Genomic DNA, 21,678 nt, shown 5'->3' on the forward strand with positions numbered 1-21,678 from the left:
TTCATATCCGCGATTTTGCGGATATGCGTTTTGGGGTGAGCCGTATGGGTCTCACCCTTTTGTTTCTAAGGAACTATAAAAATGATGGTTCTCTATTCGGGTACAACCTGCCCATTTTCACAACGCTGCCGTCTCGTTCTGTTCGAGAAAGGCATGGACTTTGAAATTCGCGATGTCGACCTGTTCAACAAGCCGGAAGACATCTCGACCATGAATCCTTATGGTCAAGTGCCGATCCTGGTCGAGCGCGACCTGATTCTGTACGAGTCCAATATCATCAATGAGTACATCGACGAACGTTTCCCGCATCCGCAGCTGATGCCGGCCGATCCGCTGATGCGCGCCCGTGCGCGTTTGATGCTGTTCAACTTTGAGAAAGAATTGTTTATCCACGTGCACACGCTGGAAAACGAGAAAACCAAAGCAGCAGAAAAGAGCCACGACAAGGCACGCTCGGAAATCCGTGACCGTCTGACCACGCTGGCGCCTTTGTTCCTGAAGAACAAATACATGCTGGGCGACGAATTCTCGATGCTGGACGTGGCGATTGCGCCATTGCTGTGGCGTCTGGATCACTACGGCATCGAGCTGTCGAAGACGGCTGCGCCGCTGATGAAGTATGCTGAGCGTATCTTCTCGCGCCCGGCCTACATCGAAGCGCTGACGCCGTCGGAAAAAGTCATGCGCCGTTAAGATGTTGCTGTTCGCTGTCCTGTATCGCCGCCGGCGATGCGGGACAGCCCTTGCTCAGTTGTTTCTCAATCATTTGTACCGAACCAAGTAGCTGCCATGTCCGAAACCTCTACCAAACCGTATCTGTTGCGCGCCATTTATGAATGGTGCACCGACAATGGCTACACCCCCTATCTGGCGGCCAGGGTAGATGCGCACACGCGTGTGCCGATGCAGTTCGTCAAGAATGGCGAGATTGTATTGAACATCAGTTTCGAAGCCACCAGCGGCTTGAAAATGGATAACGAGTTCGTCAATTTCAGTGCCCGTTTCGGCGGCGTGTCGCGCGACATCTCCGTGCCGGTCGACAATGTGATCGCCATCTATGCCCGTGAAAACGGTCAGGGCATGGCCTTCGAACCATCGGCCCCGGCCGAGTCCGATATCAGCGGCGTTGCGCCCGAACCCGAGCTCAGCACCGAGCCGTCAGCCACGGTGACGCCGATTTTGACTTCCGTACCATCGCCAAGCAGCGATGCCAAACAGAATGCGCCTGAAACAGACCCGGAAAAAGATCCAGAACCACCAAAAAAAGGTGGAAGACCTACCCTAACGCGAATTAAATAGGTATAATTGCGGTCTTCGCAGTTTAGCTGGCTTAGCTCATCTGGTAGAGCACCTGACTTGTAATCAGGGGGTGGCGGGTTCAAGTCCTGCAGCCAGCACCAATATTTAAAAGGCCCACCGTTCGGTGGGCCTTTTTCTTTTGCGGAATATACCGCCGGCAGCGCCACGGCATTATCAAAATTGCCTTCGGGCGACAGCAAGATAACCTGTTCGCCCTCGGACGGCGGCCACCACGTTTGCGCGGCGCCGGCGCGATAGACGGCCCAAGGGCGCCAGGCGGTGATATTTTTCCCGACCTGAACGCGCACGAGTTTTGCAGCGTGATCGATTTCGGCAATCGAGCCGATCAGTGCGCTAACACTGACCACAATGGCTCGGCTGCGAATGTTCATCGCACTATTGGGATGTCGCCAACGCCAGGCTAAAAGCGATTAAGGATTAAGCGTGTGCGGCATGCTCCAATGCTTCGCTGGCCCATTGGTTCAAACTCTTGCCTGATGCCTGCGCCGCGATGGAGGCGGCGGCATGCACTTCTGGCGGTATGCGCAGCATGAGCTTGCCCGACGCTGGCTTTTCCGGCTGGCGTCCAGTCGCCTTGCAATCGGCGAGATAGTGATCGACCGCTTGATGAAAATCAGCCGTCAATTCTGCAACCGTCTCGCCGTGGAAACTGATGGTGTCGATGATGCCAAGAACGCGCCCAACAAAAATATTGTCGCGTGGATCGTATTCAATGCGTGCGGTATAACCGCTGTAGGTCATAGTGTTGTTCATGGTGTGATTCCTTGTGACGTCAACAATTCTCGGAGTTCCTCAACTTGATAACGCTTTGCTTCTTTGCCGGGGTGCGGACGATGCGGATAAAGGCGCTTCCCGTTCAACTCAAACACCACGCGGGAATCTTCGCCCTCGCGCACTACGCCGCCAACTGAAACAAGCAACGCTTCGAGGTCCGCAAAGACGATTCCCGCTAATGTTGGCTTGGTAAATACCGCTTGCAGTGTTTTTCTGTGCTTGGATTTCATGCATGAATGATAGCATATTTTGATATCACGTAAAATGGTTTGATATCATATTTTGATAGCGTATCCGGCAGCATTGAAACATGCCCAAATGTCGCAATAGCGAATCCCGTATCAACGCCTGATCCGTTGCACTGAAACCAAGCAGAGGCCGGGCCGGATATTGATACTCCAGCCCTTTTTTAGACACCTTGTCTTTCAGCCCTTCCTGATGCACGCGGGCGATCCGCGCCACGCGACCGACGAACCCGACCGATATTTGATTCGCGTCCTGTTGGGTCTTGAGATTCTTCTGTGTGCGTATTTTTTCGAACATAGCGGCCTTCTGGCGCTTGATTCTGCCTTTCTTCCCGCCCAGCTCTTTGCGTTCCTTGCGCGCCGTGTGGGTGGCGCCGTCCGGCTATGCGCCGCGCCTGACTGCGGCGAAGGTCCTGTGCAATTTTGTGATTGACGACCCGGCGTTGACCGGGTTCCAGCCTGGCCAGCAGTGCACCGGCCCAGGTCTCAATGGCGCGCATGTCGTCACTCATTCGGCTTTACCTGGCGTGTGCCACTCGGCGATCAAGGTGTCGCCAGCGTAAGCCTGCCAGAAATCGTCGGCATATACCGGCGTGGCTTGCGGCTCGGCCAGGTGCTGCACTTCCAGCCGGCCGGCGCCGGCATCTTTGACGACGACGCGTTCGCTCAGGCCCACACGTGCCGCACGACGACCTTCACCCCATTGGCGCTGCTAGTGCATTGTGTGCGCACAGGGCAGCGCTGGCAGATGGCTGCGTTCGATTTGTACTCGCGATAGCCGATCCGGTTAGTCGTGCTGTGGAGTAGCGCCTGACCTTGCGGACATAGGTACTCGTCGCGATACGCGTCATACTGGTATTGGCGTTTATAGAAAGTCCCTGGCTTGTGATTGGGTGTGCGATACCCCATGATCCCGGCAATGCCACGCTGTTCCAGCCCTTGGCATACCGCCGGCGTGAAGTAGCCGGCGTCCAGGCCCACCGCACTGACAGGAAAGCTGAAATGACTGCGCTGTCGATCCAGCCGCCCCAGATACGGCATGCTGTCGTGTACCGATGCCGGCGTCGCAAAGGTATCGGTGATGATCGCGTGCTTGGCGTCGACTGTACGGTGATCCAGGTAAAAGAATCCTTTGGCGCCCTAAAATACCCATTTTCTGCCCAGCTCTTCAAGCCCGGCCCTCTTCAAGTCCTCTGGCGTCATGACCACTCTCAACTCCACATTGGCATTAAAAGTCAGAAACCATGGCTCGGCAAGCATGGGGATTTTCGAAGGGTCATCGAGGTTGACGATCAGGAGGGCTGTTCGCTGCCCGTGTTGTTCGGTGAAGTAAGCCGCCTCCGGTTTTAACTCCTCCAGAATCTGGCCCATTTTCTTGCTGGCCGAACCGTCCCTGATCGCTGCGTTGAATTCGGTATTGGGAAATTTGACGTTCAATAGCATCCGCACGATTGTCTCCTTAGAGATTTGAATGACTTCCCTGCCAAAGATCTTGATTCACTCCTGTAAAGCCTTTTCATTGTAGGTTTACTGGTCAATTTAGCCACCCGTCATTTCGAACTAATCTAGTTGCATTCAGGAACTGTCCGGTTTGGGTCGAGGCTGACGGCTGCGCCGTCCGATTTGTTGACATGATTTCTTAGCTCATCGATGAACACCCGCGTCTTCTTCGGCCGATGCCGCGCCGCCGGAAACACCGCATGAATCCCGCCGTCCGATAATTCCCACTCCGGCAGCACGCGCACCAGGCGACCGGCCGCAACATGCTCAGCCACCGCAAAATCCGTCAAGACCGCCAGCCCGGCTCCCGCCAGCGCGGTGATGCCGGCGGCATAAGCGGTGTTCGCGGAAAACGTCGAATTGAAGCGTACGGTTTGTTCGGTCCCGCCTTGTGTCTTGAAGGTCCAGTTCAGCGGCTGCGGCAATACCGATAGCGCCACAAACGGCAAGTCTTTCAGATCATCCAGCGTCCGCGGCATGCCAACCCGTTCAAGAAACTGCGGACTCGCCACCAGCCAGTGCTCGAAGCTGCCGATGCGGACTGCCTGGTGGCCGGAGTCGGTCAGCCGTCCTATGCGTATCGCCACGTCGATGCCGTCCGTGATCAGGTCGAAGAAACGGTCGCCGGCCAGCAATTCTATTTTGAGGCGCGGGTAGCGCTGCTGCAGGGCGACAGCCACCGGCGCGACTACCGTCGCGCCATAGTCGACCGGCGCAGTGATGCGCAGGGTGCCGCGCGGCTCTTCTGTATCGTGTCCGGCGGCGGAGATCGCGGTCTCGGCGTCGCTGACGATGCGGCGGCTGGCTTCATAAAAGGCTTCGCCGGCGTCTGTCAGGTTAAGGCGGCGCGTGGTGCGCACCAGCAGGCTGGCGCCGATTTCGCTCTCCAGGCGCTGCATGTGGGTGCTGACCATGGTCTTGGTCAGGCCCAATCGATTGGCCGCGGCAGTGAGCGAGCCGGCTTCCACCACCGTGACAAAGATCAGCAGACGATTGAGATTGACTGAGGAAATATCCGCCATATTGGGTGCCTGTTTATTGTCCATTAATGATGGACATTGTTTCAGTAATTACCCATCTTATCAGTGCCAGTGGATGCAGGTATATTTCTCCCGTGGAATATTTGAAAGAAGTGAAAAACTACCGGTCCACACTCATTTCCCTCAGGAGAGATTCATGAAATCGACATTAATCGGACTATGCATCGCGCTGTTTTCCTCGCTGGAGGCGCAGGCCGCGACGCAAGTGGCTTACCGCACCCAGGACGTGGACGGCATCAAGATTTTCTATCGCGAGGCAGGCAATCCGGCCAATCCGACCATTCTGTTGCTGCATGGCTTTCCATCGTCATCGCATATGTACCGCGATCTGATTCCTGCGCTGATGGGGAAATTCCACGTGATTGCGCCCGACTATCCGGGCAGCGGCTACAGCGAAGTGCCGGAGGGCGTGCCGTTCACGCCGACGTTTGACGGCCTGGCCGATGTCATGACGCGTTTCTTGGAAAAGAAGGGGCTCACGAAATTTGCGCTGTATGTCCAGGATTTCGGCGGACCGGTCGGCTTCCGCATCGCGGCTAAACACCCTGAGTGGATTTCCGCCCTGGTCATCCAGAACGCCAATGCCTACAAGGAAGGCTTGTCCGCCCAGGTGGCAAGCGACATCAAGCAGCTCAGCGTCGGCATCAATGCCGAGACCGAGCAAGCCATGTCGCAGGTGCTAAGTCCGCAAGGCGTGCAATTCATGTACAAGACCGGCGCCCGCAATCCCGAGCAGCTGAGTCCCGATGCGTGGATGCATGACCAGGACGGCTTGAAAAACGCATGGAATCGCAAGATCCAGATGGGTCTGCTGGTCGACTACCATACCAACGTAGAACAATATCCCGCCTGGCATGCTTATTTCCGCAAGAGCCAGCCGCCGACGCTGATCGTCTGGGGCAAGAACGACCCCTTGTTCATCGAAGCCGGCGCCAAGGCTTATCTGCAGGATATCAAGAACGCCGAGCTGCACCTTCTCGATAGCGGCCACTTCGCGCTGGAAGAAGACTCGGCAGAGATTGCCAGCCGCGTCACCAGCTTCATCGAGACTCGCGCAGCGTTATCAAGGTAATTGCATCATCGCTTCGTTTCAAAAATTCCGATAAAAGAGAGAAGAGAGAGAGAGAAGAAAATGAAAGCCAGATTCAACCAGTTCGATGTTAAAAAAATCGCTGCACTTGCATTGACCGCCGCGATGTTTGCCTGGCTTCCCGCCAGCGCGCAGACTCAGGCCGGCCCCGAGGCGTCCGCCAAGACAGGCATAGAGATGCATGGCAAAGGGCAGTTTGCTCCTTCAAGATACGGCAAAATCTATTATGAAACCGAGGGCTCCGGTTCGCCGGTCTTCCTGATCGCCGGCGGCCCGGGCTCAAGCCACGCGTCGTTCCATCCGTGGTTTTCCCGGCTCGCCGCGGAGCATACCGTCGTCTATCTGGATAACATCGGCAGAGGCCGTTCGGATAGGCTCGATCCGAAGCGCGCCTCGGAATATACGGTTCAACGCGACGCCGAGGACATCGAAGCATTGCGCATCGCGCTGGGCTACGAGCGCATCTCGCTGCTCGGCCATTCATACGGCGGCATGCCAGCGCTCGCCTATGCGCTGAAGTATCCGCAGCATGTCGCCAAGCTTGTGCTGTCTAGCACGATGCTCAATGCGCACAGCTGGCAGCAGAATATCGACAGCGTCAATTTCACTGCGCGCAACCAGTTCCCCGAGATATGGCAGCAACTGATGCAGCTGCGCGCACACGGCGTCAAGTCGAGCGCGCCTGAATATGGAAAGCTGTATGGAGAGACCGAGCTGGACATCTACTGGCGCGATCCGGATATGGAAAGCAAGCTGTATAGCTCCGGCGATCCGACCGACGCCGCCAATTCCGATGTCTACCTCAGTTTCATCGGCCAGGATCCGGAGTGGCTGGTGGGCGGCACCATGAAGCACTACGATCCGCGTGCGCGCATGCAATCTTTCACAGTCCCGACCCTGGTCGCCGCAGGACGTTACGACCGCGTCGGCACGCCCAAGATCGCCAGCGAAATCAAGGCAGCGCTGCCTGCCGCCAGCAGCAGGATGATGGTCTTTGAACGCAGCGGACACCGGCCATGGGTGGAAGAAACGGATGCGTATTTCAGTTTGCTGAAGGAATTTTTCCAAGGCGACGATGATCGTGCTGTGCAGAAGGTAAGCGCGCAATAGCAAGCAGCGTTGCATGCGGTTGAGCGGGTATTCAAGGATTGCGGCCTGCGGGGCCGCAATTTTCTTGTGTTCATCGCGCAGGGAAACCGCCGTCTATCGTCCGCTATGCTCGCTTAAATGAACTGCATTGTTCGGTACGAGGGCCTCTTGGTTTTTGCCGTCCCGATAAATTTCGCCAGACTAGTTTATTGTTACGTGAGCTGAATACATAGTCACGACCAACACTTACTGGAGGAACTGCACTCATGATGCATCGAGAAATTTTTCTGAGAACGTATGAAGCGCCAGGCCCTGCCAGTAAAACATACAGCCTCAATGCGCGGCTTTGCCGCTTGTGTGCTTTTCCGCTCCTGCTGGGATTGGCTCTACTGTCCGCGGGATGCAGCAGCGAGCTGCAAGCCGGCGCTGAACCGCTCAGTTGTACCCAGCTGAACGGCATGGCAATCTCTGCTCAAACCATCGGCTTGCCGACCACCGGCGCCATCGTGACCGATGCGCACAGCGTACCGCCTGCCGGCGCTGGCGTGGCGGCGACGGGCGAGTATTGCCTGGTGAAGGGCGAGATCAACCCGGTCGATCCGGCCGCGCCGAAAATCAAGTTCCAGCTCGATCTGCCGACCGTCTGGAATCACAAGGCGCTGATGTTCGGCGGCGGCGGGTATAACGGCACTGTTCCCGATGTCGGCGGCAACGTCTCGGCCGGCCCGCTCGACAAGGCCAAGCCGCTGGCGCGCGGCTACGCGACCTTTGCCAGCGATTCGGGGCACCAGGCCAACCAGATGGGCAGCCGTGACGGTTCGTTCGGACAGAACGACGAAGCCTTGCAGAATTTTGCCGGCGACGCGCTCAAGAAAACACGCGATGTGGCGATTCATCTGATCAGGCAGTATTACGCCAGCGGGCTGCCGCAAAAGTCCTACTTCGCCGGCGGTTCGACCGGCGGCCGCGAAGCATTGGCGGTGGTGCAGCGCTGGCCGCAGGATTGGGATGGCGTGATCGCGCTTTATCCGGCCTGGGCCGCGGCCAGCCTGGACCTGCAGTTCGGCCGCATCACGCGCGCTTTTGCCATGCCGAATGCCTATTTGAACCTGGCTAAGCGCAAGACGCTGTATGACGCGGCGATGGCAGCCTGCGATGCGCAGGATGGCGTCAAGGACGGCTTGATCAGCAACATGCAGGCATGCAATAGCGGCTTCGATCCCGCCAGCGCAATGCTGAACGGCGCGCCATTGCGCTGTGCCGGCGGCGCAGATACGGGCGACAATTGCCTGTCCGATGCGCAGATCGCGGCGTTGAAGATCTATAGCACTGCAATCACGTTCGACCATCCTCTCGGCAGCGGCGAAACGCAGTTTCCCGGCTTTAATGTATGGGGCGCCGATCTCGGCCTGGCCGGCGACTCTGTGGCGCAGAAGACGGTAAGGCTGCTGGCCTTGGGCGACAGCCAGCCGGCGCAGCCCATGCCGGCCGACGCGCCATACTGGGCGACGTTCTGGGATCAATGGGCGAAGCATTTCATCACGCGTGATCCGGCATTCGATTCCCTGTCGTTAGACCCGCAGCATGCGGGCGCATGGCAGGCGCGCATCGATCAGCTCACGCTCATGCAAGACATCAACAAGACTGATTTGTCGGCATTCATGGCCAAAGGCGGGAAAATCCTGATGGCGCACGGCATGTCGGATGCCTTGGTCAGCACCCGTTCCAGCGAGGATTATTTCCGCCGCCTGCAGTCGACCATGGGCAGCGCTGCGGTTGATGGCTTCGTCCGCTACTACGAAATCCCCGGTTACGGCCATTCGCTGTCGACGGTCTTCAACGCCGCCTGGGATTCGCTGACGGCTCTGGAGAGCTGGGTGGAGCAGGGCAGCGCGCCGGTAGCGCAGATTGTCTCGGATACGGCTGGAATCCCTGGTCGCACCAGGCCGCTATGCGAATTTCCGGCATGGCCGAAATACAAGGGCGCGGGCGATATCAACCTGGCTGCGAGTTTCAGTTGCGCTACGCAGTAGCGGATTCAGCGCTGCCCAATTTCCTGAGAAAGCGATGCATATGCGGATCGCTCCGCTCTAACGGAACCTCGGTAAACGGGAACCAGCGCACAGCATTGAATTCTCTTTCGTCGAAATCGATTTTCTGAGCGCGGCTGGCGCGCACGACATACCAAAGCGAGACGTCAGTGTGGCCAGCGGTGAGTCCGACGGTTGTGGTGGCGGTCAGCAGCACAGGCGCTTGAACCGCGTGTGAAGCGCTGAAGCCCAGCTCTTCTGCCAGCTCGCGCAGCACGGTGGCGCGTGGATGTTCGCCCGGTTCGACGTGGCCGCCCGGCGGCAGCCAGAGTTGGGCATTCCGATGATCGACCAGCAGCACGTGGCCATCGTCCACCACGACAAAGTACGACACCAGGTGTTGCGGCGGCGTTGCCGGCTTGGCCAGGCGGCACAACTCCGCGCCAGAATCAAGCCATTCGATGGCCTCGGCGATATGCGCTTGCTCCAATGCGTCGAGAGGCTGGATGGAGGAAAATTCAGCGCGTATCTGGCGGCGCAGATCGGCTGCGTTTGTATCGACGCGCGCCTTGATTTCTATGTTGCGTGGCATAGCTATGTGTAGGCAGCAAAAGGACCAATTTAACATAGCCGCCGCTCATATCGGGAGGTCAAAGTGCCGGCGATATATTGCCAAGAATTGGCAAGAGTCGCGGCATGAAGATCGGCGTTTGCGCCTTCGGTCAGCGGCGATACCTGAATCCCGGGCCAGCCAGCGTGGGGTTCAATCGTCCCGGGATTCAGGCGCCGGGCTGGTAACGCTAACTGTCCGGCGCCGGCAATTCAGTTACTGGCCTTCTTGGTGCGCGCAATCGATCCGCTGCTGGCATCTTCCTTGTACGCATACGCTACCTTGCCGTTGCGAATTTCACCCATGACGATCATGTTCAGGTCGATGGCTTCATGGTCGGTCGGCGAGAACGGCTTGAAATAACGCGAAACAATGGTGGAGGTGGTGTGCACCTGCAGGTTCTCCAGCGCATCCTTGACCTTGACGCCATCCACCGAGTTGGCCTGGAATATCGCCAGCGTGATCAGGCGCAAGGCGTCATAGGTTTGCGCCGCGGCCACGGCGGAAGGAATGTGGTTGGTCTTGTTCACATTGCGATAGGTCAGCGAGAACTGGTTGCTGACTGAGCTCAGTTCGTTTTCGATGAAGGTCACCGAGCTGCGCACGCCTTCCGCTCCCTGGCCGGCCTTGTCGATAAAGGTTTGCTGCGACATGCCCCAAGGTCCGACGATCGGCAGGTGCAGTTTCAGCTTTTCCGCGCTTCTCACCACCATCGCGCCCTCGGGAGCCAGGCAGTACATCACGACAGCTTGCGCGCCGTTGTCGCGGGCGTGCTGCAGCTGCGTCGTCATGTCCTGGTCGCCGACCTTGAAACTTTCCACCAGGACCGGTTTGATGTTGCGCCGTCCCAGCTCGGTCAGCATGCTTTGCTTGCCGAACTGGCCGTAGGGGCTGTCATCGTGCAGCAGCGCGATCTTGTCGATCTTGCGGCGGTCGATCACGTCGTTGAGGATCACGATCGGCTGCAGCGCATCGCTGGCGGATGTGCGGAAGATGTAGCTGACCGGATAGGCCGGCGGCATGAAGGATTTGGTGATGGTGGCGCCGGTGGCGCCCGTGACGATCAGCGGGATCTTGGCTTCCTGGAACAGTTTCGCTGCAGGCAGCGCGACGCCGGTGTTGCCGAAGCCGACCACGGCGACTACGCCGTCCTTCTCGATCATTTCCTTGGCCATGGCCGCTCCGACGTCCGGCTTGGCATGATCGTCGCGCTCGACCAGTTCAATCTTGCGTCCAAGGACGCCGCCCACCTGGTTGATGTCGGCCAGGAAGACCCTGGCGCCGCCGATCATGCTTTGTCCCATGTCTTCCGAGGGGCCGGTGATCGGGCCGATGACGCCGATTTTAATGGTCGGCGGTTCCGCGAACGCGCTTGCGCTGAATCCTAATGTTGTAAGGCAAAAAATGACGCTGCTCATGCTACGTTTTGGCATTGCTATCTCCAGGATAAAACATTGTTATAGTTTCCACGAAGAAATATACATCAGGGCGATGCTAAACGCGGGATTTTAGGGCGCTAAACTCAAAATAAAGCGGGGACCTGCTCTCTATAGCTGGATGGGGATACAGCAGGCAGGGAAAAGCCGTGGTGATTAGGTGGCGGGGATACGCCGGGCGGTCAATTTGTCTCATTTTTGCACGGATGAAACGCTGCTTGCAGCAAGCCTGCCCGCAGCTTGCGCGGCTTCAGCGTTTCCTGCTTCCCGGGTCGTCGTTTTTGGTTGATTGCGTTATGTTTTGTAAGGTAACATGCGGGCCTGTTTGCGGACGGCAACGGCGGTTTCAAGCCTGCCGCCGGCGTCGGGTTTCGCAGGGGCTCCGCCATGGGGGCCTGGTTATTTGGACTCGCAGGATATTGCCATTTGCGCAAAATCTGCGTTGCTACTTTCTGCTTGGCAATTCTGCAAATGCGGGTCGACACAAAACAACACAGCCTGGACAAGCGCAGATGACGGGGCGGCAAATCCTTTGCAGGGCCCGGCTCGGCTCAAGAGTATTTTTTGTATGGTTAACGGCAGGATACGCAAATGAAGAAAATGAAGGCAACGACTTGGATTCTGGTCGGCATGGTCCTTGGCATAGTGGTCGGTTACATCTGCCACAACCTGGCGCCGGACGAAGCGGCGGCGAAGGAAATCGCCGCCTATTTCTCCATCATCACCGATGTGTTTTTGCGGCTGATCAAGATGATCATCGCGCCCCTGGTGTTCGGCACGCTGGTGTCCGGCATTGCCGGCATGAAGGACAGCAGCTCGGTCGGCCGTATCGGCATCCGGGCGCTGGGCTGGTTCGTGATCGCCTCCCTGTTGTCTTTGGCGCTGGGCATGTTGTTCGTCAACGCGCTCCAGGTCGGCCACGCGCTCAACCTGCCGCTGCCGGCCTTGGGCGCCGACACCAAGCTCAATACCAGCGGCTTCAACCTGAAGGATTTCGTTTCCCACGTGTTCCCGAGCAGTTTCGTCGACGCCATGGCAAAGAATGAAATCTTGCAGATCCTGGTGTTCTCGCTGTTTTTCGGATTCGGCCTGGCTTCGGTCAAGGGTGAATCGGCAAAGGTAGTGACCGCGGCGATAGATGGCCTGGTGCACGTCATGCTGAAGGTCACGGACTACGTGATGCGCTTCGCTCCGCTCGGCGTGTTTGCCTCCATCGCCGCCGTGATCACGGTGCAAGGGTTTGGCGTGCTGGCGACCTACGCCAAGTTCCTCGGCGGTTTCTATGTCGGCCTGGCTACGCTGTGGGCCTTGCTGATCGGGATGGGCTATGTCTTCCTGCGCGGCGGGATCTTCACCTTGCTGCGCCTGCTGAAAGAGCCGATCATGCTGGCGTTTTCCACCGCCAGCAGCGAAGCAGCCTATCCGAAGACCATGGAGCAGCTGGAGAAATTCGGCGTCAACAACAAGATCACCGGCTTTGTGCTGCCGCTCGGTTATTCCTTCAATCTTGACGGCTCCATGATGTACCAGGCGTTCGCCGCCTTGTTCGTGGCCCAGGCTTACAACATCGAAATGTCGTTTGCCCAGCAGCTCACCATGCTGCTGGTGCTGATGGTGAGCAGCAAGGGCATGGCCGGCGTGCCGCGCGGTTCGCTGGTGGTGGTGGCCGCCATCCTGCCGATGTTCCATCTGCCGGAAGCCGGCATCCTGCTGATCATCGGCATCGACCAGTTCCTCGACATGGGCCGTACCGCCACCAACGTGATCGGCAACGGCATTGCGACCTCGGTGATCGCCAAGTGGGAAGGCGAGCTGGATGAAGATGCCGGCCGCAAGGCCCTGGCAAGCGATGCGTGAGAAAACCGAAGAGTAGCATTTGAGACACAGCGCCGCCACGGCGCTGTTTTTCATTCGGGAGTATGCTAATTTACAGGCCTGTGGTTTTCCGTAAACAACCTGAAAGCATCCCCCCGATGGACGAACTGCGCATCACCACCGAAGCGGCTGAACTGGATATTCCGCTGATTCATCGCTTCCTGTCTGAAGAATCGGCATGGGCTCGCGGCATTCCCTTGGCGATGGTGGAAGAATCGATCCGCCATTCGCTGAATTTCGGCTTGTTTGCCGGTAGCGGGCAAGTGGCCTATGCGCGGGTCGTTACCGATTATTCGACGTTTGCCTACCTGGTCGATGTCTTCGTGCTGGCCGAACATCGCGGCAAAGGCTACAGCGCCGAGCTGATGGCGGCGGTCATGGCGCATCCAAGGCTGCAGGGGCTGCGGCGTTTCATGCTGGCGACCAGCACCGCGCACGGGCTGTACGCCAAGTTCGGTTTCACGGCGCCCGCCCGGCCGCAGGCGCTGATGGAGCGTTTTGTGCCGGATGCCTATGCGAACCAGCGTTGAATTTTTCGGTAATCCTTAGCCGGCCAGATACTTCACACGAGCCCACCATGTATATCCCCAAGCACTTTGACGAACCGAGAATCGAAGTCCTGCACGAGCTGATACGCGCGCGTCCCCTGTCTACTCTGGTGACGCTGTCCTCGGACGGGCTCAACGCCAACCACATCCCCTTGCTGCTGTCTGCGCAAGACGGCCCTTTCGGCACCTTGCACGGACATGTGGCGCGCGCCAATCCGGTCTGGCAGGATTTCCGTAAAGAGGTGGAAGTGCTGGCGATATTCCACGGCCCGGAAGCGTATATCACGCCGTCCTGGTATGCGACCAAGGCCGAGACCGGCAAGGTGGTGCCGACCTGGAACTACGCCGTCGCGCATGCCTACGGCACGCTGCGCATCATCGACGACGCCAGCTGGCTGCCGGCGCACCTGGCGGCGCTGACTGCGCACAACGAAGCCGCTTTCGCGCAGCCCTGGCAGCTGTCCGACGCGCCGCAGGATTACACGGAAAAACTGATGGGCGCCATTGTCGGCATCGAAATCGTGATTACCCGTTTGTCCGGCAAGTGGAAGGTCAGCCAGAACCAGCCGGCGCAGAACCAGGCCACCGTGATTGCCGGGTTGAGTGCGCAGGCCGACGATGAGTCGCTGGCCATGGCGGCGCTGGTCGAGGCGGGCAAGGCCAAGCGTTAAATACGGTTCAGGCGCGGCGATGCGGTAATATCATCGCCATTTCGTAAAACTCGACGGCATTGCGCCTGCGTTCAAAATCCATGTCACGTCAACAATTAGCGCGCATAGCAAGCAATCATTTCGTGCCCGGCCGCGGCAACCGGCTTTGGTTAAGCCTGGCGCTGATGGCCGTGGCAGCGGCGCCGCTGGCCGCGCATGCGGACGATGTCGAAGAAGAAAGCTGGGGCGTGCACGGACAGGCAACCTACGTCTGGCAAAAGAAGCCCTCGTTTGACGCCGCGTATTCAGGAACCAACAGCTTGGGCACTGCGGCCGAAAAAGGCTATTCCTTCTCCGGCACCTTGTTCCTCGGCCTGCGGCCCTGGACCGGCGGCGAGCTGTACTTCAATCCGGAGGTGGTGCAAGCCGTGCCGATGTCGGGCCTGACCGGCCTGGGCGGGATGATGGATTCGGAGCAGCAGAAGGGCAGCAGTCCCAACCCTACCTTTTACCGGGCGCGCCTGTTCCTGAGGCAGACCTGGGGTTTTGGCGGCGACAAACAGGCGGTCGAGTCGGCGCCCAACCAGCTGGCCGGCATGATCGACAAGCGCCGCCTGGCGGTCACGCTGGGCAACTTGAGCATCATCGATATCTTCGACAGCAATGCTTACGCCCACGACGGCCGCACGCAATTCCTCAACTGGGCCTTGTCGACCTATGGTCCCTATGATTATGCCGGTGATACCCGCGGCTACACCTGGGGCGGAGCGGCGGAATATTATTATGACGACTGGGTGGTGCGCGCCGGCAGGTTCATGGTGCCGCTGGAGTCGAACGGGCAGCGCCTGGATACCCGCATCGCCAAGTATCACAGCGACCAGATCGAGCTTGAGCACGATCACGTGATCGGCGGCCAGCCCGGCAAGCTGCGCCTGCTGGCTTTCCGCAGCAAGGAGATCATGGGCAGCTTTTCCGATGCGCTGGCGTATGCCGCGCTCAACGGCGGCACGCCCGATGTGGCGCAGGTGCGCAAGAGCCAGATCAAGCATGGCTACGGAATCAATGTCGAGCAGAGCCTGGGCAGCGATGTCGGCGTCTTTGCGCGTGTCAGCCGCAACGACGGCAAGACCGAAACCTATTCATTCTCCGAAATCGAACGTTCCGTGACCGCCGGCGTTTCCGTGAAGGGCGGCAGCTGGCACCGCGACAATGACACCGTCGGATTCGCCGTGATACAAAACGGCTTGAGCAAGGCGCATCAGGAATACCTGGCTGCCGGCGGACTGGGCGTGTTCATCGGCGACGGCCAGCTGAACTACCGGCCGGAACGCATCCTGGAAGCCTATTACAGCTACAGCCTGTCGAAAGCGGTTGCGCTGACGGCGGATGTGCAGCGCTTCTACAATCCTGCCTACAACGCCGACCGCGGACCGGTGACGGTGGGCTCCCTGCGGCTGCACGCGGAATTCTAGGCGCATCGCAGGGAGCGGTTTGCGCTTACAGCACGACTGAGCCGTAGGCGTCTTTCAATCTACTTCAGTTCCATCGCAAACACGTGCATCACGGCACCGTTGTCGGTCTGGTACGGCAGGGCGATGCTCTTGACCGTACGGGTCTTGTCGAGTTGCGCGTCCCAGTAGTAGACATAGGCCTTGGTGCTGTCGGTATTGCCGTTCTGGTCGACCCGATGGGCGCTGGTCAGGGCAATCTGGTTGTAGCTGCCGACCTTGGCGGAGCCGCCGCCCAGGGTCCAGTCGTCGAAGCGCAGGTCGAAACTGGCCTGGGTATTGTCGGTATAGGTGACGGTCAGCTTGCCGGTCGGTGCGCTTGAGGCATTGGTCGAACTACCCAGAATGGCCAGCGTGGTCGCTGCCCGCGGCTTGGCCAGGGTAATGGTCTGGCCCTGGCTGACCATATTATCCAACCCTGACTTGCCGTCCGGCCAGGTGAACCGGATGCCGTTGAAGCTGACGCTGCCGCCCGCCGTCGCCCCGGCCGCCGCCAGCGCTTGCGAGGAATAGCTCCAGCCGCCCATGTCGTAGGTATAGCCCTCCAGCCCGCGCGTGGTTTTCTGGCCATCAGTGCCTATGCCGCGATTGTTCAGGGCGTCAGCCAGATTGGTGAAGCCATCGAGGCCGAAGGAAGGCATCCTGGACGCGGAATCCTGGCCCCATTGCGACTGGCTGGCTGCCAGCGTGAAGTCCAGCGTGGCGTTGTCCTTCAAGTCCTTCAGCCACAGCCAGGGCATGTCCAGCGCCTGGCCATTCAGCGCCAGGGTCTGGATATACGGCGAGTTGCTGGCGGCACCTTTGGCGTTGATCGCCAGTTTCTTGCTGCCGTCGGCCCAGCGGATCACCACCTTGTCGAACATCGGGCTGCCGACAGTCAAGCCGCTGACCGCCTGGATTTCCGGATACAAACCGATTGCCGCCCACACGTACCAGGACGAGACAGCGCCGAGATCGTCATTGCCCGGCAAGCCGCCCGGATCGTCCGAGAACACCGTGTTGGCCACGTCGCGCACCACCTTTTGCGTACGCCACGGCGCACCGCTCCAGTTGTACAGCCAGGGCGTGGCGAAGCTCGGTTCATTGCCCATGTAGAAGTTGGGCAGGTTCATGCCGGCGTTGAGATTCTGGAAGAAGGCGTCGAGGCGCTTTATGGCCGCCGCGTTGCCGCCTGCCAGGTTGAACAGGCCGCGCGCGTCGTAGGCCGACATCCAGGTATATTGCTCGGCGTTGCCTTCCACCATGTCGGCGTTCGGCTGCGGGTTCAGCAGCCAGCTGCCGTTGCGATAGCGCGGCAGGAGTTGTTTTTGCGTCGGGTTGAATTGGTTTTTCCAGTTGGCGGAGCGGCTCAGGAATAGCTGGTAGTTCATGTTGTCGCCCAGGGCCTTGGCCAGCTGCGCGGTGGCGAAATCCGCAGTGCCGAACTCAAACGTCAGCGAGCCGGCCCACCAGCCGTTGTCCATGGCGGCATAGCCATGCACCAGATAGTCGTTCATGCGGTCGACGCTGTCGCGCACGTGATCGCCGGTGCATTGCACATCGGCCTTGTTGCCGGCCAGGGTCATGTAGTCCAAGGCTTTCCTGGCGTCGAAGTTGGTGGCGCCGAAGGCGTAGCCGCCCATGATGGTCGGCACGCCGGAGTCGCCCGGCATGATGCCGGCGTCGACATTGATCGGCGCCCAGCGCGGGATGGCGCCGCACTGGTCGGCGTCGTTGACCAGCGATTGCATCATGTCGCTGGTTTCCTTGGGAAACAGCATGCCGTTCAAGGGGATCAGGCTGCGGTACACATCCCAGTTGGAGTAGTTGACATACTGGGTGCGGCCGTCCTGCACCTTGTGGGTCTTCTGGTCGAAGCCGAGATAGTCGCCGGTGACGTCGCTATTGGTGTTGGGCGACAGCAGCGAGTGATATAGCGCGGTGTAGAACTTGCGTTTTTCGGTCTCGCTGCCGCCAGTGACCTGGATCGTGTTGAGGCGCTTGTTCCAGGCATCGGCGGCGGCATCGCGCACGGCGTTGAAGTCCCAGCCCGGGTTTTCCTGTTCCAGGTTCTTGCGGGCATTGTCGCTGCTGACATAGGACAGGCCGATCTTCATCAGCACCGCCGGCTTGCTGCTGGCGTCGAAGCTCACGTTAGCCTTGCCGTTGCTGATGGCGGCGGTGATGCTGCGGTCGAACTTGGCGTAGAAGTACAGGGTGTAAGTGCGCGCCCCGCAAAATTTGCCGCCGACGGTGGAGCCGGACAAGCCATCCTTGCCCTCGGTCTTGATGACGCCGGTGGTCGGCGAGATGGTGTTGCTGCGTGTGGCGTCGAATACCAGATAGGGTGTCTTGTTGGCGCTGGCGATGGCGGACCTGGCCGGGAAGGTGAAGCGGCCGAAACCGCTTCTGGTGGTCGCCGTCAGCTCGGTGTTGATGCCGTCGTTCAAGGTCACCTGGTAATAACCGGGCCGCGCCGTTTCATTCTTGTGATCGAAATTTTCCTTGGCGTTGACGCCGACTGAGCTGGTGTCGAAGGTCGGCATGATCGGCAGTTCGCCTTCATTGCCGTCGCAGCCGGAGCCGCTCATCTGCGTCAGCGGGAAACCGGTGATGGTCTTTTCCTTGTAGATGTAGCCCACCGGATGATCCTGACCGCCGTTGCTGGGGGTCATGGGCGTCCATTGCACCATGCCGAACGGCGTCGTCGCGCCGGGGAAGGTGCCGCCCCTGGCGCCCGCGGGCACAGGGTCGGTGGCCGGCGCCGATGAATCCGCCGTGCCGATGAAGGGATTGACGTACTGGGTCAGTGCGACCTTGGTGAAGGCTTCGGTGTTTGCCGGCACAGCATCTTTAACCAGGCTGTTGGCCGCGGCAGAGGCGCCTGTGCTTCCGGCGGATGGCTGGTCCGAGCCGCTGCCGCAGCCGAACAGCGCTGTGGCGGCAATGCCGATGGCCAGCTTATGTCTGAGATCTTTGTTCGAGTGCAGATTCATTGTTCCTCCAATAGCATTATTTTTGAAAGTCCAAATTTCTGGATGAAGCTGGCCTGCTTGCATGACGGCGAACGCGACCCGCGCCAGCGGCAGGCGAACGCCGGCGAACCGGCCGGATGGCCGATCCGCATCCTTTGAATTGCGTCAGGGAGACTGGGAAAAGTTGCCGACGGCGCCGGACGGCGGCGCGCTGGCCTGGCCCCACGAAGTCGGCTGGTCGGAGACGCTGAAATCCAGCGTGCCGCCGGCCTGCACTTTGCTCAGCGGCAGCCAGGTGCTGGGCCAGTCCTGGCCATTCACTTTCAGGGTTTTGACAAAGGCGGCATTCTTGTCGCGCTTGATGAGCAAGCGTTTGCCGTCCGCCAGCTGGATCGTGACGCTGGAGAATTGCGGCGTCGCCATCGTCAGTCCGGGTACGCCGGGAATCATCGGATACAGTCCCAGCGATGCCCACACATACCAGCCCGAAGTGGCGCCGACATCGTCATTGCCCGGCAAGCCCTCGGGTTTGCTGGAGAAGGTGGCGGCCATGATCTGCGGCAGCACGAACTGCGCACGAGAAGGCATGCCGGTCCAGTTATAGGCCCATGGCGAGGCGAAGCCGGGTTCGTTGCCCATGTAGAAGTCATCCGAGTTTTCGCCGCCGTTGAGGCGGCTGCTGTCCAGCGTCAGCCCGGCCGGCGTTCCGGCTTTGGCGCTGATGGAAAACAAGGTGTCGAGACGCTGGATGGCGGCCGCGTTGCCGCCCAGGGCGGTAGCGATCTTGCTCAGGTCATGCGGAATCGCCCACAGATACTGGGCAGCCGTGCCTTCGTGATAGCCGTCGTCCTGTGAGGGCGAAGCCCAGTTGCCGGCCAGGTCCTTGACCGCCAGTACTTTGGTAGTCGGATTGAAGATGTTCTTCCAGTTCTCGCCGCGCGTCAGCAGCGCCGCTGCGCTCTTTTTGTCGTCGGCCGAAGTATCGCCGGGCGCCAGGTTACTGATGAAACGGCCGATGGCGAAATCGCGGTTGGCGCCTTCGATCGTCAGCGAACCGGTATGGATGCCGCTGGCGTCGCTGCCCTCGGCAACATAGCCTAGCTTGAGGTAATCCGGCATATTGCCTTGCGCGGTGCCCGCCACGTTCCTGCCGAAAGCCGGATTGCCGTTGCAGGCGGGCCATTGCGGCCAGTCCGTGCTGGGACCGAAGGCGGCGCGTTTCATGTAGGTCAGGGCGGTGGCGCTGTCGAAGCGGGTAGCGCCGAAGGCTTGCAGGCTGGCCAGCAGCATCGGCGCGTGGTCGCCTTCCATCGGCACGTCATCGACATTGGCGTCGGCCCAGTGCGGGAAGGCGCCGCACTGGACGGCGTCGTTCACCAGCGATTGCGCCATGTCGGCCGCCTCGTCGCGAAACAGCCAGGCATGCATGGCGCTGAGCGAGCGGTAGGTGTCCCAGATGGAAAAGGTGGTGTAGTGCTTCCTGCGCACCAGCGCGCCGTTCTTGTCCTTGTAGGTATCGGTCTGGTGACGCTGCTTGTCGAGGCCGATGTAGCTGCCGTCGACGTCGCTGAACAAGGTCGGGCCGGACATGGCGTGATAGAAGGCTGTGTAGAACTGCGTCAGGGAATCGCCGCTGGCGCCGGCCGCATCCACCTGGATGGTGTTGAGCCGGGTGTTCCATGTGGCGTCGGCCTGGCTTCTGGTCTTGTCGAAATCGAAGCCGGCGTTTTCCTTTTTCAGATTGCGCAAGGCATTGGCGGGGCTGACATACGACAGGCCGATCTTGACCGCCGCACTGCTGCCGGCCGATTTGGACAGATCGAAATTCAGGATCAGGGTGCCGGTATTGTTGATGAAACGCGGCGCCGTGGCGTAGGCGGAACCGGACTGTATGTAGAAATACACGTCGTAGGCGCCGCCGCAGTTGAATTTGTTGGAAGTCTTGCCGTAAAAGCCGCTGGCGTCGGCCGGGTCTTGCCAGATCTGGGCGCTGACGCCGGTCATTGAATTGTTCTGGGTCGCATCGATCACCAGGATGGCCTTGGTCTTGTCCGGATAGCTGAAGCGCGCGAAGCCGCTGCGCGCGGTTGCAGTCAGTTCGGTGACGATGCCGTCCTTGGTCTTCACCTTGTAATAGCCGGGCGCGGCGGTTTCGTCTTTGTGATCGAAGGTGTTGCTGGCCTGGCGCATGACCTGATTGGTGTTGCTGGCGAGCTGGCTGGTCAGCATGGTCGGCATGATCGGCAAGGTGCCGCCGCTGCGGCAGCCCGGCCCGCTGATGCGGGTCATGCTGAAGTAGTTGATCATGTTGCTGTCGTAGTTGTAGCCCGACCCGCTGGAATAATACTGGTGATCGATGTCGGTATCGGGGCCGAAGGAGACCATGCCGAACGGCAGGGTTGCCGCCGGACTGGTGTTGCCGGGATGGGTGCCGCCGGGTTGCTGTCTGGTGCCGAGGAAGGGATTGATGTATTTGGTCAGCGCCAGTTCGGGCAGCGGCTTGAGCGCGCTGTCGGCGTCGGCCACCGGTGCGGCGACTACTGGCTGCCCTGGAACGCCGTTAGCGCCGGCCGCTTCGGCGTTGGCGGCTTTTCCATCGATACCATTTGAACCATCGCCGCAGCCGAACAACATGACCGCGAGCGCACTCACTGCAAGTTTCCTGCATGCCTGCTTATTCATCGTTCCTCCTTATAGTCGTTACTTGCTGATGCAAAGTAATCGGAAATACTTAGGGCCTGCTGACCTGTGATTTGGGAGATGCGTTCCAAGCAAAACGTGTGCTGGCAAGGCGCGTGGCGTAGCTGGGGCTGGTGCCCCAGCAAGCCATGCAACGCGGCCAGCGCACGTTTTGGTTGGAACCCTCCGGGAACGGCTGCAGGCGTCACATGCCGTCGTTACTCGGGGCGGCCATCCGCCTCCTTGCCGTAGCACCACTACGGCGCGTCGTCGTGCCTAGGCCTGTAACGCCTGCCGCACGTTCGCACTCCCAAATCACAGGTCAGCAGG

The 21,678-nt window shown here is 59.5% G+C and carries 19 protein-coding genes, 1 tRNA gene and 2 pseudogenes; 10 read left to right on the forward strand and 12 right to left on the reverse strand.

What is annotated here, in order from left to right; genetic code table 11:
- Window positions 1–81: 81 nt before the first annotated feature.
- The 3 genes from AC07V8_RS21625 (at window position 82) to AC07V8_RS21635 (ending at window position 1,400) form a co-directional block, all read left to right on the forward strand.
- Window positions 82–693, forward strand: coding sequence for a glutathione S-transferase N-terminal domain-containing protein (locus AC07V8_RS21625; protein WP_038485359.1), 612 nt, complete (start codon window positions 82–84; stop codon window positions 691–693).
- Between the two features lie 96 nt (window positions 694–789).
- Window positions 790–1,299, forward strand: coding sequence for a ClpXP protease specificity-enhancing factor (locus tag AC07V8_RS21630; protein ID WP_494680109.1), 510 nt, complete (start codon window positions 790–792; stop codon window positions 1,297–1,299).
- Window positions 1,300–1,324: 25 nt separating this feature from the next.
- Window positions 1,325–1,400: transfer RNA gene (locus tag AC07V8_RS21635), tRNA-Thr, on the forward strand.
- A 36-nt stretch (window positions 1,401–1,436) separates the two neighbouring features.
- Here AC07V8_RS21635 and AC07V8_RS21640 read toward each other — a convergent pair.
- From AC07V8_RS21640 to AC07V8_RS21675, 8 genes and pseudogenes are all read right to left on the reverse strand, one after another.
- Window positions 1,437–1,691: pseudogene (locus AC07V8_RS21640) on the reverse strand (phage baseplate assembly protein V); the annotation flags it as partial.
- A gap of 46 nt (window positions 1,692–1,737) precedes the next feature.
- On the reverse strand, window positions 1,738–2,073 hold the full coding sequence (locus tag AC07V8_RS21645; RefSeq protein ID WP_494680108.1) for a type II toxin-antitoxin system HicB family antitoxin: 336 nt from the start codon (window positions 2,071–2,073) through the stop codon (window positions 1,738–1,740).
- Window positions 2,070–2,324, reverse strand: coding sequence for a type II toxin-antitoxin system HicA family toxin (locus AC07V8_RS21650; protein WP_494680107.1), 255 nt, complete (start codon window positions 2,322–2,324; stop codon window positions 2,070–2,072). Before AC07V8_RS21650 ends, AC07V8_RS21645 begins: the two co-directional genes overlap by 4 nt.
- Before the next feature lie 25 nt (window positions 2,325–2,349).
- A complete protein-coding gene (locus AC07V8_RS21655; protein WP_494721498.1) occupies window positions 2,350–2,679 on the reverse strand; it encodes a phage virion morphogenesis protein in 330 nt (109 codons plus the stop codon).
- A 168-nt stretch (window positions 2,680–2,847) separates the two neighbouring features.
- Window positions 2,848–3,015, reverse strand: a complete 168-nt coding sequence (locus AC07V8_RS21660; RefSeq protein ID WP_494680106.1) for a hypothetical protein — start codon at window positions 3,013–3,015, stop codon at window positions 2,848–2,850.
- Window positions 3,012–3,473, reverse strand: a pseudogene (locus AC07V8_RS21665) (transposase); the annotation flags it as partial. The pseudogene AC07V8_RS21665 and the gene AC07V8_RS21660, both read right to left, overlap by 4 nt.
- A gap of 6 nt (window positions 3,474–3,479) precedes the next feature.
- A complete protein-coding gene (locus AC07V8_RS21670; RefSeq protein ID WP_494680105.1) occupies window positions 3,480–3,788 on the reverse strand; it encodes a panthothenate synthetase in 309 nt (102 codons plus the stop codon).
- A 116-nt stretch (window positions 3,789–3,904) separates the two neighbouring features.
- On the reverse strand, window positions 3,905–4,861 hold the full coding sequence (locus tag AC07V8_RS21675) for a LysR family transcriptional regulator (RefSeq protein WP_494680104.1): 957 nt from the start codon (window positions 4,859–4,861) through the stop codon (window positions 3,905–3,907).
- A 154-nt stretch (window positions 4,862–5,015) separates the two neighbouring features.
- Here AC07V8_RS21675 and AC07V8_RS21680 point away from each other — a divergent pair, with 154 nt between their 5' ends.
- From AC07V8_RS21680 to AC07V8_RS21690, 3 genes are all read left to right on the forward strand, one after another.
- Window positions 5,016–5,951 (forward strand): alpha/beta fold hydrolase, encoded by a 936-nt coding sequence (locus tag AC07V8_RS21680; RefSeq protein ID WP_494680103.1) that lies wholly within the window; start codon window positions 5,016–5,018, stop codon window positions 5,949–5,951.
- Between the two features lie 60 nt (window positions 5,952–6,011).
- Window positions 6,012–7,079, forward strand: coding sequence for an alpha/beta fold hydrolase (locus AC07V8_RS21685; protein ID WP_494680102.1), 1,068 nt, complete (start codon window positions 6,012–6,014; stop codon window positions 7,077–7,079).
- Window positions 7,080–7,516: 437 nt separating this feature from the next.
- Entirely contained in the window at window positions 7,517–9,091 is a 1,575-nt protein-coding gene (locus AC07V8_RS21690; protein WP_494680101.1) for a tannase/feruloyl esterase family alpha/beta hydrolase, read from the forward strand.
- Here the strand turns inward: AC07V8_RS21690 and AC07V8_RS21695 are convergent.
- Both AC07V8_RS21695 and AC07V8_RS21700 read right to left on the reverse strand, forming a co-directional pair.
- Complete coding sequence (locus AC07V8_RS21695) at window positions 9,081–9,680, reverse strand: NUDIX hydrolase (RefSeq protein WP_494680100.1); 600 nt, start codon at window positions 9,678–9,680, stop codon at window positions 9,081–9,083. The genes AC07V8_RS21690 and AC07V8_RS21695 overlap by 11 nt on opposite strands.
- Before the next feature lie 230 nt (window positions 9,681–9,910).
- Window positions 9,911–11,131: an ABC transporter substrate-binding protein gene (locus AC07V8_RS21700; protein WP_494680099.1), complete on the reverse strand. Its 1,221-nt coding sequence runs from the start codon at window positions 11,129–11,131 to the stop codon at window positions 9,911–9,913.
- Window positions 11,132–11,725: 594 nt separating this feature from the next.
- Here AC07V8_RS21700 and AC07V8_RS21705 point away from each other — a divergent pair.
- From AC07V8_RS21705 to AC07V8_RS21720, 4 genes are all read left to right on the forward strand, one after another.
- On the forward strand, window positions 11,726–12,991 hold the full coding sequence (locus tag AC07V8_RS21705; RefSeq protein ID WP_494680098.1) for a dicarboxylate/amino acid:cation symporter: 1,266 nt from the start codon (window positions 11,726–11,728) through the stop codon (window positions 12,989–12,991).
- 116 nt (window positions 12,992–13,107) lie between these two features.
- Entirely contained in the window at window positions 13,108–13,539 is a 432-nt protein-coding gene (locus AC07V8_RS21710) for a GNAT family N-acetyltransferase (RefSeq protein WP_494680097.1), read from the forward strand.
- A gap of 47 nt (window positions 13,540–13,586) precedes the next feature.
- Entirely contained in the window at window positions 13,587–14,228 is a 642-nt protein-coding gene (locus AC07V8_RS21715) for an FMN-binding negative transcriptional regulator (protein ID WP_494680096.1), read from the forward strand.
- Window positions 14,229–14,308: 80 nt separating this feature from the next.
- Window positions 14,309–15,679, forward strand: coding sequence for a carbohydrate porin (locus AC07V8_RS21720; RefSeq protein ID WP_494680095.1), 1,371 nt, complete (start codon window positions 14,309–14,311; stop codon window positions 15,677–15,679).
- A 59-nt stretch (window positions 15,680–15,738) separates the two neighbouring features.
- Here the strand turns inward: AC07V8_RS21720 and AC07V8_RS21725 are convergent, their stop codons facing one another.
- Window positions 15,739–18,690, reverse strand: a complete 2,952-nt coding sequence (locus tag AC07V8_RS21725; protein WP_494680094.1) for a GH92 family glycosyl hydrolase — start codon at window positions 18,688–18,690, stop codon at window positions 15,739–15,741.
- A gap of 144 nt (window positions 18,691–18,834) precedes the next feature.
- A complete protein-coding gene (locus AC07V8_RS21730; protein ID WP_494680093.1) occupies window positions 18,835–21,321 on the reverse strand; it encodes a GH92 family glycosyl hydrolase in 2,487 nt (828 codons plus the stop codon).
- Window positions 21,322–21,678: the final 357 nt, after the last annotated feature.

This window comes from Collimonas sp. GW821-FHT02H07 (genome assembly GCF_059421505.1).

What these genes read in the sequence shown, in the direction of transcription:
- AC07V8_RS21625 (WP_038485359.1), top strand. Translation starts at nt 82, where the DNA reads ATGATGGTTCTCTATTCGGGTACAACCTGCCCATTTTCACAACGCTGC.
- AC07V8_RS21630 (WP_494680109.1), top strand. Translation starts at nt 790, where the DNA reads ATGTCCGAAACCTCTACCAAACCGTATCTGTTGCGCGCCATTTATGAA.
- AC07V8_RS21645 (WP_494680108.1), bottom strand. Translation starts at nt 2,073, where the DNA reads ATGAACAACACTATGACCTACAGCGGTTATACCGCACGCATTGAATAC.
- AC07V8_RS21650 (WP_494680107.1), bottom strand. Translation starts at nt 2,324, where the DNA reads ATGAAATCCAAGCACAGAAAAACACTGCAAGCGGTATTTACCAAGCCA.
- AC07V8_RS21675 (WP_494680104.1), bottom strand. Translation starts at nt 4,861, where the DNA reads ATGGCGGATATTTCCTCAGTCAATCTCAATCGTCTGCTGATCTTTGTC.
- AC07V8_RS21680 (WP_494680103.1), top strand. Translation starts at nt 5,016, where the DNA reads ATGAAATCGACATTAATCGGACTATGCATCGCGCTGTTTTCCTCGCTG.
- AC07V8_RS21685 (WP_494680102.1), top strand. Translation starts at nt 6,012, where the DNA reads ATGAAAGCCAGATTCAACCAGTTCGATGTTAAAAAAATCGCTGCACTT.
- AC07V8_RS21690 (WP_494680101.1), top strand. Translation starts at nt 7,517, where the DNA reads ATGGCAATCTCTGCTCAAACCATCGGCTTGCCGACCACCGGCGCCATC.
- AC07V8_RS21695 (WP_494680100.1), bottom strand. Translation starts at nt 9,680, where the DNA reads ATGCCACGCAACATAGAAATCAAGGCGCGCGTCGATACAAACGCAGCC.
- AC07V8_RS21700 (WP_494680099.1), bottom strand. Translation starts at nt 11,131, where the DNA reads ATGCCAAAACGTAGCATGAGCAGCGTCATTTTTTGCCTTACAACATTA.
- AC07V8_RS21705 (WP_494680098.1), top strand. Translation starts at nt 11,726, where the DNA reads ATGAAGAAAATGAAGGCAACGACTTGGATTCTGGTCGGCATGGTCCTT.
- AC07V8_RS21710 (WP_494680097.1), top strand. Translation starts at nt 13,108, where the DNA reads ATGGACGAACTGCGCATCACCACCGAAGCGGCTGAACTGGATATTCCG.
- AC07V8_RS21715 (WP_494680096.1), top strand. Translation starts at nt 13,587, where the DNA reads ATGTATATCCCCAAGCACTTTGACGAACCGAGAATCGAAGTCCTGCAC.
- AC07V8_RS21720 (WP_494680095.1), top strand. Translation starts at nt 14,309, where the DNA reads ATGTCACGTCAACAATTAGCGCGCATAGCAAGCAATCATTTCGTGCCC.
- AC07V8_RS21725 (WP_494680094.1), bottom strand. Translation starts at nt 18,690, where the DNA reads ATGAATCTGCACTCGAACAAAGATCTCAGACATAAGCTGGCCATCGGC.